This window comes from Izhakiella capsodis, from assembly GCF_900115045.1.
In the GTDB taxonomy this organism is placed as follows: Bacteria; Pseudomonadota; Gammaproteobacteria; order Enterobacterales; family Enterobacteriaceae; genus Izhakiella; species Izhakiella capsodis.
The window spans coordinates 590143-605293 of sequence record NZ_FOVC01000001.1 but is presented as its reverse complement, the minus strand read 5'-3'; the positions used below and the strand labels follow the sequence as shown (position 1 = coordinate 605293).

Annotated in this window: 12 protein-coding genes; 8 read left to right on the top strand and 4 right to left on the bottom strand. The window is 52.5% G+C overall.

What is annotated here, in order from left to right:
• Positions 1-88 precede the first annotated feature (88 nt).
• The 7 genes from rstA (at position 89) to BM191_RS02770 (ending at position 7191) form a co-directional block, all read left to right on the top strand.
• Positions 89-817, top strand: a complete 729-nt coding sequence (rstA, locus tag BM191_RS02800; protein ID WP_092874829.1) for a two-component system response regulator RstA — start codon at positions 89-91, stop codon at positions 815-817.
• Positions 814-2109 (top strand): two-component system sensor histidine kinase RstB, encoded by a 1296-nt coding sequence (gene rstB / locus BM191_RS02795; RefSeq protein ID WP_092874826.1) that lies wholly within the window; start codon positions 814-816, stop codon positions 2107-2109. The genes rstA and rstB overlap by 4 nt, the downstream gene beginning before the upstream one ends.
• Before the next feature lie 17 nt (positions 2110-2126).
• The gene (locus BM191_RS02790) at positions 2127-3614 is read left to right on the top strand and encodes a carboxypeptidase M32 (protein ID WP_092875211.1); all 1488 of its coding nucleotides are present in this window, start codon (positions 2127-2129) and stop codon (positions 3612-3614) included.
• A gap of 194 nt (positions 3615-3808) precedes the next feature.
• Positions 3809-4819 carry an ABC transporter substrate-binding protein gene (locus BM191_RS02785; protein ID WP_230479503.1) on the top strand — a complete coding sequence of 337 codons (1011 nt, stop codon included), beginning with the start codon at positions 3809-3811 and terminating at the stop codon, positions 4817-4819.
• Complete coding sequence (locus tag BM191_RS02780) at positions 4819-5529, top strand: substrate-binding domain-containing protein (protein ID WP_092875209.1); 711 nt, start codon at positions 4819-4821, stop codon at positions 5527-5529. The genes BM191_RS02785 and BM191_RS02780 overlap by 1 nt, the downstream gene beginning before the upstream one ends.
• Before the next feature lie 178 nt (positions 5530-5707).
• Positions 5708-6094 (top strand): acid resistance repetitive basic protein Asr, encoded by a 387-nt coding sequence (gene asr / locus BM191_RS02775; protein ID WP_092874820.1) that lies wholly within the window; start codon positions 5708-5710, stop codon positions 6092-6094.
• A gap of 281 nt (positions 6095-6375) precedes the next feature.
• Complete coding sequence (locus tag BM191_RS02770) at positions 6376-7191, top strand: trypsin-like serine peptidase (protein WP_092874817.1); 816 nt, start codon at positions 6376-6378, stop codon at positions 7189-7191.
• A gap of 43 nt (positions 7192-7234) precedes the next feature.
• Here BM191_RS02770 and hrpA read toward each other — a convergent pair whose 3' ends face one another.
• Positions 7235-11134 carry an ATP-dependent RNA helicase HrpA gene (gene hrpA, locus BM191_RS02765; RefSeq protein ID WP_092874814.1) on the bottom strand — a complete coding sequence of 1300 codons (3900 nt, stop codon included), beginning with the start codon at positions 11132-11134 and terminating at the stop codon, positions 7235-7237.
• Between the two features lie 235 nt (positions 11135-11369).
• On the opposite strand from hrpA, the gene BM191_RS02760 reads away from it, so the two are divergent.
• Positions 11370-11975 (top strand): FMN-dependent NADH-azoreductase, encoded by a 606-nt coding sequence (locus tag BM191_RS02760; protein ID WP_092874811.1) that lies wholly within the window; start codon positions 11370-11372, stop codon positions 11973-11975.
• Between the two features lie 72 nt (positions 11976-12047).
• On the opposite strand, the gene BM191_RS02755 is transcribed toward BM191_RS02760, so the two are convergent.
• Genes BM191_RS02755 through BM191_RS02745 form a run of 3 tightly spaced genes read right to left on the bottom strand, consistent with a single transcriptional unit; the run spans position 12048 to position 15151 of the window.
• On the bottom strand, positions 12048-12383 hold the full coding sequence (locus BM191_RS02755) for a YdbL family protein (protein WP_092874808.1): 336 nt from the start codon (positions 12381-12383) through the stop codon (positions 12048-12050).
• Between the two features lie 13 nt (positions 12384-12396).
• Positions 12397-12588, bottom strand: a complete 192-nt coding sequence (locus BM191_RS02750) for a YnbE family lipoprotein (protein ID WP_092874805.1) — start codon at positions 12586-12588, stop codon at positions 12397-12399.
• Complete coding sequence (locus tag BM191_RS02745) at positions 12578-15151, bottom strand: YdbH family protein (protein ID WP_230479487.1); 2574 nt, start codon at positions 15149-15151, stop codon at positions 12578-12580. The genes BM191_RS02750 and BM191_RS02745 overlap by 11 nt, the downstream gene beginning before the upstream one ends.

Genomic DNA, 15151 nt, shown 5'->3' with positions numbered 1-15151 from the left:
GTCCGTGCTTACTCCTTTTTCACCATGGAGATAGCTCCTGGCTAAGGTTCAGGCTAATCTGGGTTACTGTTATGGTCTGTCAGATAATATGAATAAGATTGTTTTTGTTGAAGACGACCCGGATGTGGGTCAGTTAATCGCCGCTTATCTTGGTCGCCACGATATCGATGTTATTGTTGAAAGTCGCGGGGATTGCGCTGAGGAAACCATCGTTACACATAACCCGGACTTGGTAATGCTGGATATCATGCTGCCCGGCAAAGATGGTATGACGCTGTGTCGTGATTTACATACCTCGAACCGCTGGTCTGGTCCAATCGTCCTGCTTACCTCGTTAGACAGTGATATGAATCACATTTTATCGCTGGAAATGGGAGCTAATGACTATATTCTGAAAACCACCCCACCCGCAGTTTTACTGGCACGCCTGCGCCTGCATTTACGTAACGCCAGCGCGTTACAACAGGGAGATGACGCTCCTTCCGCTCCGCCTGGTCAGAAAGCGCTGCGTTTTGGTACGTTGTTTATCGATCCGATCAACAGACAGGTATCATTGAATAATGAAGTTATTCAGCTTTCGACCGCTGATTTTGACCTGCTGTGGGAACTCGCCACGCACGCTGGCAGCATTCTGAATCGGGATGCGCTGTTAAGAACGCTGCGAGGTGTTGAGTACGACGGCCTCGATCGCAGCATTGACGTCGCCATATCCCGCCTGCGTAAAAAATTGCTCGATAACGCTAACGAGCCTTACCGCATTAAAACCATTCGTAACAAAGGCTATCTGTTCGCCCCCCACGCGTGGGATACACCATGAGAAAGTTGTTCATTCAGTTCTACTTATTGCTGTTTGTTTGCTTTCTGGTCATGACGATGCTGGTTGGTCTGGTTTATAAATTCACCGCTGAACGCGCCGGACGTGAGTCAATGGATGATCTGATGAAAAGCTCGCTCTATCTGATGCGCAGCGAGCTGCGGGAAATTCCGCCGCGTGACTGGAATAGAACCATCGAGAACCTCGACTTCAACCTGTCATTTAAATTACATATTGAGCCGCTCAATAAATATCAGCTCAACGCCAGCAGCATGAAGCGATTGCGTAACGGTGAGATTGTAGCGATTGATAATGAATATACGTTTATACAACGTATTCCCCGCAGCCACTACGTACTGGCCGTTGGCCCCATCCCCTACCTTTTTTATCTCCATGAGATGCGCATTTTTGATATCTCCCTGATGTTCTTCATCGGTGTCTCGCTGGCGCTGCCGGTGTTTATCTGGATGCGTCCACACTGGAAAGATCTGCTACGCCTTGAGAAAGCGGCACAGCGCTTTGGCCACGGGCACCTTGATGAGCGTATACATTTCGACGCCACCTCCAGCCTGGCGCGTCTCGGCGTTGCGTTTAATCAAATGGCCGATAACGTCAACACCCTGGTAAGCAGCAAAAAACAGCTAATCGATGGCATTGCCCATGAGCTACGTACACCACTGGTACGCCTGCGTTACAGGCTGGAAATGAGCGATAATCTCAGTGAGAAGGAGCTGCTCGCACTTAACCGCGATGTTGGTCAACTGGAGGCATTGATCGAAGAGCTGCTGACCTACGCGCGGCTAGACCGCCCGCGCGTAGAGTTGACTATACAGCACATCGACTTAGCCAGCTGGCTTAGTGATAAACTGGCCGATTTTCGTCTGATCAATCCCGACAATGAGATCAATCTTGAAGCGCCGCAGCATGATAACGTGTGTATGGCGGATCTGCGACTGATGGAGCGCGTACTCGATAACCTGGTTAACAACGCGCTACGCTACGCCCGTTATCAGTTACGAGTCAGCCTTTGGTTCGATGCTAATACGGCCATCTTGCAGGTTGAAGATGACGGCCCTGGCATTCCACCTGAAGCGCGTCAGCACGTGTTCGAGCCCTTTGTTCGCCTCGATCCCAGCCGTGACCGCGCCACTGGCGGCTGTGGTCTTGGACTGGCCATCGTACACTCAATCGCTCAGGCCTTTGGCGGCCAGGTGATTATAGATGGCAGCCCGCTGGGGGGCGCATGCGTGCGTTTTTGCTGGCCGGTCAATATGCCTTCACACCCCAAAAATTAATTTATCACGGAGATGTTATGCCCAGTGCTTATACCCGCCTGACTAGCCGTTTTCAGCGTCTTTCCCGTTTTGGTCACCTTTCCGCAATAGCCGGATGGGACATGATGACGATGATGTCTCCGGGCGGAAGCCGGGCCAGAGGTGAAGCGCTGGCCGAACTTAGCGTTTTGCAACATCAAATCCTGACCAGCCCCGAAACCGCTGTAGATCTTGTGCAGGCTAAGCAGGAATCCTTATCTGACGACGAGTGGGTTAACCTGGCCGAAATGGAGCGCGCCTGGCAACAAGCTGTCATCTTACCGGCCCGGCTGGTTGAAGCAAAATCAGTTGCCGGATCGCGCTGTGAGAACGCCTGGCGTAGCCAGCGCCCGGCAAATGACTGGAAGGGATTTGCCGAAAATCTTAAAGAGGTCGTTTACCTGAGTCGGCAAGAGGCTGAAATACGCGCTCAGAACGCCGGTGTTTCCCGCTACGACGCCCTTCTCGATATTTATGAACCGGGCATGACCAGCTGTCAGCTCGATACGATTTTCTCTGATATCAAAAGCTGGCTACCAGACTTGTTGCAACGGGTGATTACCCACCAGTCTGAGCAATCCATCCAGCAACCGCAAGGACCATTCACGATTGAGAACCAGCGCCACCTCGGGTTAAAAGCGATGGAGACGCTGGGCTTTGACTTCGATGCCGGTAGACTGGACGTCAGCGCACACCCCTTTTGTGGCGGCGTACCGCAGGACGTTCGCATTACGACTCGCTATGACCAGCAAAATTTTCTTTCGGCGCTAATGGGCGTCATTCATGAGACGGGCCACGCTCGCTATGAACAGAATTTACCTACGCAGTGGCCTGGGCAACCGATAGCGCTTGCTCGATCCACCGCGATCCACGAATCGCAAAGCCTGTTTTTTGAAATGCAGCTGGGCCGCAGTCCGGCTTTTCTGGCGCGCATATTGCCGGAAGTCATCAACCATCTCGGCGTACAGCCAGCACTGACCCAACAAAATTTTATCCGCCTGGCGCAGCGCGTTGAGCCAGGGCTGATCCGCGTTAATGCAGATGAAGTCAGCTATCCCGCTCATATCATTCTGCGCTATGAAATTGAGCGGGCGCTCATCGAATCTGAAATTGAGGTAGAAGATATTCCGGCCCTCTGGCAGGAGAAAATGGAGCGGTTGTTAGGCATGGATACCACAGGAAATTATCGCAACGGCTGCATGCAAGATATCCACTGGACCGACGGTGCTTTCGGCTATTTTCCGACCTATACTCTGGGTGCAATGTACGCCGCCCAGCTATTCCAGGCTCTCGGCCGGACGCTACCAGACGTAGAACAGTTGATTGCTGACGGCGATCTACAGCCTGTGTTCATCTGGTTGCAAGAGAATATCTGGCATCACGGTAGCCGCTTCAGTACCCGCGAGCTGATCACCCGCGCCAGCGGTGAGGATCTCAATCCTCGCTGGTTCCGCCAGCATCTCGAAAGTCGCTATTTGGCCGACTGATTCACGCTGGTTATTTCTGGCTTATCCTGCCATTTGCCTTAAGCGGCGCAACGCCGATCTTACTCACTTACCACACTGTTTACGAATCAGAATCAATATTTCTCACCACTCAATCGTTGTATACTAAAAAATATAACGATTTGGAGAGTGTAATGAAGAAATTAACTCCGCTGCTATTGCTGGCGGCGCTACTCATGGGTTTCACCGCCAGAGCGATGGCATCACGCGTCATTACCGATCAGATCGGACGCCAAGTCACGATCCCAGATAAGGTTGACAGAGTAGTGGTTTTACAGCATCAGACGCTGAATTTACTGGTGCAGCTGAATGCCACCAATAAAATTGTTGGCATTCTGTCCAACTGGAAACAGGAGCTGGGCGATAATTATGCACGGCTGGTACCGGAGCTAAACAAAATTCCTGTACTTGGCGATCTGACGCACGTCGATGCGGAAAAGCTGGTCACCCTGCGCCCGCAGGTCGTTTTCGTTACGAACTATGCACCGCGTGAAATGATTGACAGCATCAGCGCGCTGGGGATCCCGGTCGTCGCTATTTCGCTGCGTGACGACGTACCCGGCGAACGCGACAAACTTAATCCGACGCAAAGTGATGAAGGGAAAGCTTACGACCGGGGCCTGCGTGAAGGGATTACGCTGATTGCGGATATCGTCAACAAACAACAGCAAGGTAAGGCACTGATCAAGGCAGCTTTCGCCGGACGTAAGCTGGTCACCGAACGGCTAAGCAACCTGCCACCTGCACAGCGCGTGCGTGCTTATATGGCTAATCCTGGTCTGATTACCTATGGTTCCGGAAAGTATACCGGCCTGATGATGGAGCATGCCGGTGCGTTGAATGTCGCCGCAGCAACGGTCAAAGGCTATAAGCAGGTTTCAATGGAGCAGATCATTGCCTGGAACCCGCATGTAATTTTTGTGCAAAATCGCTACCCCCAGGTGGTGAAAGAAATTGAGAACGATCCGAAATGGCAAACTATCGATGCCGTACGCCATCACCGTATCTGGCTGATGCCGGAATATGCCAAAGCCTGGGGTTATCCCATGCCGGAAGCCGTGGGATTGGGCGAACTGTGGATGGCAAAAAAACTTTATCCACAAAGATTTGCCGATATAAATATGCAAAAGCGTGTTAATAGCTGGTACTTGCGCTTTTACCGTCATCCTTATCAGGGTACGGAATGATGCACATCCTGGCGGCAGGGAGTCTGAAGCTGGTCTGGCCACGCCTGATGGTCCAATGGCCACAGGCAAAAGCGCAACAGAACACTGAGTTTGGGCCAGCCGGATTGCTCTGCGAGGCAATCATGGCGGGCAGATGCTGCGATCTGTTTGTCTCTGCTAATCAGGCGCACCCGCAACGTCTTCTGGCGGCGGGCATTGCCCGTGAAATCCGTCCCTTTACAACCAATAGCCTATGCCTTACGGTTCGGGCTGATGCTTGTCATGCACAAGACAACTGGTTGACGTTACTGCGTCGTCCCGACCTACGTCTTGCAACCTCTACTGCGGGCTGCGATCCCTGTGGCGATTACAGTCTGACTCTCTTTGAGCGCATTGCGAAGGACGACTCACCACTGGGATCGCAGCTACGGCAAAGGGCCATGCCATTGGTTGGCGGCCGGGATTGTCTGAAGATCCCAGCCGGTCAGTTAGCCGCCAGCTGGCTGTTGACAAGCGATTTCGCTGATATGTTCATTGGGTATGCCAGCTACCGGTCGCAGCTTGAGCGGGATCCGTCTCTGCGGGTTTTTACTATTCCGGCAGAATATAATCCCCGCGCCATCTATACCCTGGCGGTGATGAATCCGATTGCCAGTGAGCTGGCCTACTATCTTTGCTCCCCTGAAGCCACAGAGCTACTGACTGCATTCGGTTTTAACGCTGTGGGTTAGCAACTTGACAGTTATTACAAGTTTCTTACGCTGCATACTTTCTCTGAATGTTCTTTTGTACAATACGTTACACGCCGATACCAATCACTCACGGAAGTCCTTCACAGCTTTGCATATATTGACTCTACCGGCTCCACAGTGGGCTGATAAATGAATCACACTCCTTGAGGACTTTTTAATGAAAAAATTATTTGCTCTGGTTGTAGCCGCTGCTATGGGTCTGTCTTCAGTTGCTTTTGCTGCTGACAATTCTGCTGCCCCAACCTCGTCAACAACTGCAACTACCACGGCTCCGGCTCACGCTTCTGCAAAAAAACATGAGAAACATGAGAAAGCTGCCGCTCATAAAGCTAAAAATCATCACAAAAAAGTAGCCAAGAAAAAAGCCGCTAAGCAAAAAGCTCAGGCTGCTAAAAAACACGTGAAGCATAAAAAAGCCGCCGCTCAGAAAGCCCAGGCTGCCAAAAAACACCACAAAAATGTAGCTAAAAAACATGTAGCTCAGAAAGCTCAGGCTGCAAAAAAACATCACAAAAAAGTAGCTAAGAAAGCAGCTGCTAAATAAAGTGTACGGGATAAGCATCCCGACCTGATAGATTGAGTCTGACACCCGGATCCGTCCGGGTGTTTCTTTAGTGGAGTCCTGGATGATGCTGCGTCGCTACTTATTTGAAATCATCTTAGGTGTGATGATTATCTGCGGTATTCTGGTTGCCAGCTTCTATTTCTAATTACTCAGGTACATTTGTCAGCCAACCTGCCCTCTTTTTTATTGCTATCCGGCTATAGTTATCACAAAATTTGTTTTAGCAAATTATTCTTATCATTCTCATTTCCGAGAGATGTATGCGCATACTGGCTGTGGTGTTTTTAAGTTGCCTGACATTTTCGCATTACTGTTGGGCAGATCGTGACGCTCAACGCGAAAACGTAAATAAAACACGATTATTTTTTGGTAATGATGAACGACGTCCGGTTAAATCCCCAACCACTGCGCCCTGGGATGCTATTGGTCAACTAGAAACGGAGAGCGGCAATTTATGTACCGCTACCCTTATCTCCACGCATCTGGCGCTGACCGCCGGTCACTGTCTGGTTGCGCCGCCGGGCGGCAAAATCGATAGGGTCATCGCCCTGCGTTTTATCTCCGGTCGTGATGGCTGGCGTTATGATATTCACGATATAGAAACCCGTGTTGATCCGGCTCTCGGCAAAAAATTAAAAGCTGACGGCGACGGCTGGATCGTTCCCTCCGCCGCTGCGCCTTTCGATTACGGGTTGATTATTCTTCGTAATCCCCCTTCGGGTATAACGCCGATCCCACTGTTTCAGGGTACGCGCGAAGCATTGTACGAGGCGCTGAAGGAAGATGGACGCAGAGTGACTCAGGCGGGTTACCCGGAGGATCACCTCGACACCTTGTACGCTCACAGTAACTGCCTGATAACGGGTTGGGCGCAGAAAAATGTGATGTCGCACCAGTGCGATACTCTGCCAGGCGATAGTGGTTCGCCATTGCTGCTTGATGTTGACGGCAGCTGGCAAATAATCGGTATTCAAAGCTCCGCTCCGGCCCCCGCCGACCGCTATCGTGCTGATAATCGCGCTATCGCGGTGACAGCCTTTCGCGATAATTTGCAACACCTCGCCGCTGTAAACTAAGCGCCAGCCCAGGCCTCGTTATAGCACGAGGCCAGGTCAATGGTTAGCTGGCGGAAATCTGCTCCATCGCCTGTAAAACACGCTTATCGGAAATGGGATAAGGTGTTCCCAGCTGTTGAGCAAAATAGCTGACCCGAAGCTCTTCAATCATCCATCGGACATCGACAACATCGGCGGCATCACGCCGTTGAACAGGGATTTTATTCAACCACCCCTGCCAGGCTTGCTGAACCTGTTCGATTTTCAGCATGCGTGCACGATCGCTGTGAGGATCAACCGGTAATTTTTCCAGGCGCCTTTCAATTGCATTCAGATAACGCAGCACGTCAGGTAGTCGTTTCCAGCCAATGGCGGTGACAAAACCGCGAAACACCAGGCCCTGCATTTGCACTTTAATATCTGAAAGCGCCAGCGCCAGTGTCATATCCACCCGCCCTTTTAAACGCTTGTTGATGGCAAATCCCTTTGTCAGGATCTGTTCTACCTGCCGGGCGATGGCTACGACGGTGTCATTGAGTTCAGCACGCACCTTCTCATGTAGCTGACGAAACGCCTGCTCCTGCCAGACCGGCCCGCCAGCCTCTTCTACCAGCTTGTCCACCCCACAGGCGATGCAGTCGTCAATTAAATCCATCACTTTGCCATAGGGATTAAAATAGAGTCCAAGCTTGGCTTTATTTGGCAATCTGTCATGCAAATATTTAACCGGTGACGGGATATTCAGTAACAGCAGGCGACGCAGTCCAGCACGCATGGCCTGTTGCTGCTCAAAGGCTGAATCAAACAGCCGGATTGCCACGCTCTCTTTTTCGTCAACCAATGCCGGCCAGGCTTTGACGTTATAACCGTGGCGTTTTTGCTCATAGTGGCGCGGCAGATCCCCGAAGCTCCAGAGATGCAGACCGTTCTGCTCAAGCCCTTCATCGGCAACATGAGATAGCGTTTGCTGCACTTTGGCCTTAAGTGCCAGTTTGAGCGCGTGCAAATCTTTACCTTCACGCAAAGTACGCTGATTTTCATCGACAACGCGGAAGGTCATTTTCAGATGATCGGCGACCATCTCCCACTGCCAGCTATCGCGATCGATAGTCACGCCACTCATGCGGCGAAACTCACGTTCAAGCGCATCTAACAGCGGCTGCTCCAACGGCGTAGCCCGACTCAGGAATGCTTCTGCGTAGTTGGGTGCAGGGACGAAATTACGCCGTAAAGTTTTGGGCAGCGACTTAATCAGCGAGATGATCAGCTCCTGGCGCAAGCCTGGAATTTGCCATTCAAAACCCTGCTCTTCCACCTGATTAAGCAGCGGCAGCGGAATGTGCAAAGTCACGCCGTCAGCGTCAGTGCCAGGTTCAAACTGGTAGCTAAGGCGCAGTTTGAGATTTCCTTGCTGCCAGAAATTGGGAAAATCGAGCTTGCTGACCTTATCGGCACCGTCTTTAATCAGCATCTCACGTTCGAAATTTAGCAGATCTGGCTGCTCACGAGCCGTGCGTTTCCACCAGCTGTCAAAATGGCGCGCCGAAACAACCTCGTGATCCACTCGCTGATCATAGAAAGCAAACAGCGATTCATCATCAACCATAATGTCACGCCGCCGGGTTTTATGCTCCAGCTCTTCGATCTCAGCGCGTAATTTTTGATTATCGCTAAAAAAAGCGTGACGGGTTTGCCATTCACCCTCCACCATCGCATGACGAATAAACAACTGCCGCGATAACTGGGGGTCGATCTGGCTGTAATTCACCTTGCGGGCAGCAACGACCGGTAAGCCATACAGCGTGACTTTCTCCGTCGCCATAACCGCACCTTGACTCTTCTCCCAGTGCGGTTCGCTGTAGCTACGCTTCAGCAGATGCTGCGCCAGCGGTTCAATCCATTCAGGTTCAATACGTGCCGCAATACGGCCCCATAACCTGCTGGTTTCAACCAGCTCCGCGACCATGACCCACTTAGGCGGTTTTTTAAACAAGCCGGAGCCAGGGAAGATAGCGAAATGCGCATTGCGCGCGCCGATAAACTGTGGTTTTTCCGTATCTTTTTGTCCGATATGTGACAGCAATCCGGTCAACAGTGCACAGTGAATGCCGCGAAAATCTGCCGCTTCACGATTAACCGTCAACCCAAGCTCTCGCACCACCTGACGCAGCTGGGTGTATATATCCTGCCATTCGCGCACGCGCAAATAGTTGAGAAAGTCAGTTTTGCACTGACGTCTGAAGTGCGTCGATGAGAGCGTTTTTTGCTGATGTTGCAGGTAATCCCACAGGTTAACAAACGCCATAAAGTCGGAATCTTTATCGGCAAAGCGCCGATGTTTTTCATCCGCGGCCTGCCGACGTTCTACCGGCCGCTCGCGCGGATCCTGGATCGACAGCGCGGAAACGATGATCATCACTTCACGCAACGCGGCCATTTTCGGTGCTTCCAGCACCATGCGCGCCAGCCGTGGGTCAACCGGTAGTTGCGAGAGCGCCCGACCGGAGTCGGTTAGTTTATAGCGCTCATCCTGCTTGGTGATGGCGCCCAGTTCTTCGAGCAAACGTACGCCATCCTGAATATTACGTTTATCAGGCGCTTCGACGAAAGGAAAAGCGCTGATATCACCCAGACCCAGCGCGGTCATCTGCAAAATGACCGACGCCAGATTAGTGCGCAAAATTTCCGGATCGGAAAATTTCGGCCGACTGAGAAAATCACTCTCACTGTACAGACGAATACATATTCCATCCGAAACCCGCCCACAGCGCCCTTTTCGCTGATTCGCCGACGCCTGTGATATCGGCTCAATGGGCAAGCGTTGTACTTTCGTTCGATAACTATAGCGGCTGATACGGGCGGTGCCGGGATCGATAACATACTTGATACCCGGCACGGTAAGCGAGGTTTCCGCTACGTTCGTCGCCAGAACGATGCGTCGTCCGGCGTGAGACTGGAATACTCTATTCTGCTCAGCATTAGACAGTCGGGCATACAGCGGCAGGATTTCGGTATGTGGCATCTCACGGCGTGTTAGTGCGTCAGCCGTATCGCGGATCTCCCGCTCACCGCTCATAAAAATCAGGATATCACCTCGCTCCTCGGTGCTTAATTCATCAACTGCATCAAAAATAGCCTGTAGCTGATCGCGATCGCTATCATCAGCGTCCTCAACCACTGGACGATAGCGCACCTCCACCGGATATGTCCGACCCGATACCTCAATCACCGGTGCATGATTAAAGTGGCGTGAAAAACGCTGTGGATCGATGGTTGCTGACGTAATGATGACTTTGAGATCCGGGCGGCGCGGCAATAGCTCACGCAGATAGCCCAACAGAAAGTCGATATTCAGGCTACGCTCGTGGGCCTCGTCAATAATCAGGGTGTCATACTGCAACAGCAGGCGATCCTGCTGAATTTCAGCGAGCAGAATGCCATCGGTCATTAATTTAATCTGGCTTAGCTCACCCACCTGATCGTTAAAGCGAACTTTAAAGCCTACACAGCCGCCCAGCGGCGTTTTCAGCTCCTCCGCGATACGCGAAGCCACGGTTCGCGCCGCCAGTCGTCTTGGCTGAGTATGTCCAATCAGGCCGCGTACGCCACGGCCCAACGCCAGACAAATTTTAGGAAGCTGCGTGGTTTTACCGGAACCGGTTTCACCGGCAACGATCACCACCTGATGCCGGGCAATCGCCTCGGCGATTTCCGGCTGTTTCTGACTAACGGGCAGGTTTTGTGGATAGGTTATCGCGGGCGTCGCCGCTGCCCGAGTGGCAACAACCTGCCCGGCGCGTGCGATCTCAATTTCAATTTCGTCGGCGATGGCCTTCAGCGCTGCGGGGCTGCGAATTTTTTTTGCCCCTTGCAGGCGCCGCTGTAAGCGCTGACGATCGCGCAGTGATAAGGTATCGAGGCGCGACCAAAGCGCTTGCAGTGGAGTATGTGGTGTTTCTGACATGATTATCCGGTTGTGAGGCAACAATTGACCTGATTTAACTTCATGTGCTGTGAGCATCTGACAGGCAATCTATGCTAACACATCTGGCACCAGTCTGGCTGCCGGCCTGTTCTTATTCAATAAATTCGAATGTACAACTCGAAATATTGATCTTTCTCTGCCGCGGTTTTACTCATAAAGTGTAATGCATTGGACGGAAAGCGTTCCTTATTAACCAGACAGGAAAACATGAATTATGAGTAAAGTACTTGTCCTGAAGTCCAGCATTCTCGCCGGCTATTCTACCTCTGGTCAGCTCGCAGACCATTTAATTGCTGAATGGAAAGCGGCTCATCCGAAAGATGAAATCACCGTACGCGATCTGGCAGCAAATCCTGTTCCAGTGTTAGATGGTGAACTTGTCGGTGCGCTGCGCCCATCAGATGCAACGCTGACTCCGCGCCAACAGGAAGCGCTGGATTTGTCAGACGAACTGATTGCCGAACTGAACGCTCACGATACGATTGTTATCACAGCGCCGATGTACAACTTCAACATCCCAACCCAGTTGAAAAACTATTTCGACCTGGTCGCGCGCGCGGGCGTGACCTTCCGGTACAGCGAAAATGGCCCTGAAGGCCTGATTAAAGGTAAAAAAGTGGTGGTCATTTCCAGCCGTGGCGGCATTCATAAGGATACCCCAAGCGACCTGCTGACTCCGTATCTGAAGCTGTTCCTCGGCTTCCTGGGTATGACCGAGGTTGACTTTGTCTTCGCCGAAGGCATTGCTTATGGTCCGGATGTGGCGGGCAAAGCCTCTGATGGCGCTAAAGCAGTACTGAAACAAATTATCGCTGCCTGATTCAGGCGATAAGGCCCGATGCGTGGAAAGCGATCTGCAAATCGCTTTCCACTTCCTGTTATATCCGGATATTTACTGCGCTTTTTTCTGCACCCACAGGCCATTAATACCGCGTACATATTCACCCGGATCGGCCCGCTCAACCAGCTTTTGCCCGGCAATGGCGGCCACTTCGTTTGTTGTCAGGTTATTTTGATCCGCCAGTCGTTGGTACTGCTGCTGACGACCCGTATTCACGCGATTCACCAGCGCCTGCGTTTCCCTGTCGTTCTGCCGTGCTGCCAGATAGCCGCTCAGCGTTTCACCTGCCCGTCCGCTGCTACGCGCCTCAGTCAGAGTCAGTGCCAGGCTGGCCGGCGTAAGAATGATCAGAGCCAGTATCCAGCCTGTATAACGCTTGATGCTCATGGCATAATCCTTATCAGAACAGGTTGCGATTATTTTTCAGCAAAGCTTCTACGTCTTTATCCGCTTTAATATGGATTTCATGTTCAATTTTCACATTCATATTGATGGTGATCGGATCTTTGGGCGCCGCCACTTCAATACGCGGCACGCAGCCACACACAAGTAATGCGCTGCCGAGCAGCAAAGAATTAAGGCTATTTGTCATCAGATGCATCCTTTTGCGACGGCAGGCTGGCATTGTTTTCCACCCATGATTGCAAATTATCGCCAAAGCGCAGGCTGCGCCAGAGCTGGAACAGGTTTTCGCGATGGGTATAGTGCAACGATACCCGCTGTTTACGGTCGCTGAACTGGCTGGCGCCGTCCACCTGCGCGGTCATTTTTAACCAGCCTAGATTATTGAGATCAATCGTTGCCCAGGAGCGGGATATTTCCATATAACGCAGCCAGTCCATTGCGGCACCGGCCACCATATTATTACTGGATATAGCATCTGCGGTGTCTTTATCCAGGCGAAGTGTTAGCGGCCCCTCATTAGCTATCCAGCCGTTATGTACCAGCCATTGCCGATCGTTCAGCCACAGCGGCAACATACCATTAACATAACCAGAAAGAGCAAATTGCTTGGGATTGAGCGCGGTGACAAACTTACTCAGGCTGATATGCGTCAGGCGCACATTTGCCGCTTCTTGCTGCGGCATCACCAGGCTAGCCATCGACAGTTTTCCGTCCATCAGGTCAACGTTGACATTACTCAGTCGGAGCGGTTGCTGGCGTTTCCACGGATACCACCCCTGTAAATCGGCGGTGATATTTTTCAGGTCGAACTGATTTTTTATGCCAGCGATACGCAGCTCCACTGGACCTTTGGCACCAAAGTACCATTGCTGTTGCTTAAAGCGGAACGGCAGAGAGAAGTTCACACCCTGTATCTCATTATCTGGCATACGGGCATAGCCATTACCCACCACAAAGTGGCCGCCCGCCTGGAATCCCTGACCGGTTGCTGCCGAAAAAGCTGCCTGTGCCCGCAGCGTCCCGTCCTGAATACGCATTTTCAAATTTGGGCTAAGGAGCGGCTGAAAAACCCGCAGTGACTGTGCGGGCCACCAGGCCTGCCCGCGCAGACGCTGGCCGTCCCAGCGCCCGCTGACCTGCACCGGGCCCATATCGCCGGCCTGCAATGTCCCGCGCCACTGAAACCAGGCGGGATCGCGACCTGTGAGCGTCAATGCGAGATGGCTGTCAGGCAGTAAGCCGCCATAGCTGAACCGGGTTTCTCTGGCATCAAGTTTGAAACTGCCGTTGAGCGAGGGATGCTCAGGATCACGCTGCCAGCGAACAGGTTCATCCAGCGTCAACCGGGGGGCATTAACGTTAACGGCACCATAGCTCAATTTATCAAAGCCGGTGGACAGACTCTCCAGTGCTATTTGCGTATCCTGCCAGCTACCCCGGCCTTTTACATCCCAGCTCGCTGCCAACGGTTTCATCTGCCCCTGGCCCCAGTAGCGCCAGCGCCATAGCCCGTTATCCGGCCAAAAGTTATGCGCACCGCCATCAAGATGCATGCGAAAATCGCCCATACTGGGATCGCGAGCGCTGAGAATAGCCTGCAGCCGACCGCTGATGCCGGCACTGGAGAGCTGAACGCCCGCCAGGGGCAAGCGTGCTTCATCTACCTCCAGTGTCGAAAGCAGACGCCCACGCATACGCATCAGCGCCCCCGGGGAAAAATAGATAGCCGGATCGAGAATTGGCCCGCGTAGCTCACCCGGCAGGCTGGCAAAAAATTGTAAGTTTGTCAGCTTGCTGTCTCCGGTTATCTGCAACGGTATCTGGCTGTTCTGCCAGTCTGGCTTACCTGGCCCAAAGCTGATAACCACGTTGCCTCGCCCTCCACGACCGTTTGTCCGCACATTCAGCCTCCCGCTGAGAAGCGCCTGACCAAGGCCTTTTTGCCAGTTGTCTATTTCAAGCGCCACGCCGCCTGAAAGTAACTGCCCGGCCAATGGCCATTGCCATAAACCGTTAGCAATGCGAATGCGAGTGTTATCCGCTTGCCAGGGAAGTTGCAGCAGGGCGTTACCTTCACCAGCGGTGGAAACGTTCAGTTCACCCTGCTGGTGCTGCCATTTGAGCGAAATAGTTAGCGGAGGAGATGGGTTATTAACCTGCACGCGACCAGTCAGTTCCCCCTTTTCAGGCAACGCATCGGGTATTTGTGATAATTGCAGCGCGCCTTGCAGCGTTAACGGCTGACTGGCTCCCACCAACGGCAACGTCAGATGCTGGATGATCAGCTCGCGGCCAGCGATACGGGCCCCCAGATTGAGTTTATCACCCGAGTAGTGAAGCACTTGTTGCCGTGGATCGAGAGTAAGATGAACAGACCCGGCCCAGTCCTGCCACGGTGTTACGATGACCTTATCGATATCCAGTTGCGCGGTGGGTAATAAATGTTGCCAGCCGCTGAGCGTCCGGGCTGGTTGGTTGGACTCCCTGGAGGGAATGTTATTCAGACATGGACTGTCAATTCTGACGGTTGTGGCCTGTAACAGCCATCGTCCGTTATTGCGGCCAAGAACGGCACCATCCAGTGAAACCAGCAGGCAATTACCCTGCCAGTAGCGCAATAAGGGCAATTTTAGCTGGCCGTGCTGCCAGCCGAAGCGTCCGACCATCTCCACCCGCGCCCGGTCAGGAAGCCAGAAAGCGATGACACCTGGCAGCCACAGAGAGACGCTGGCAAGCAGCACGCCTGACAT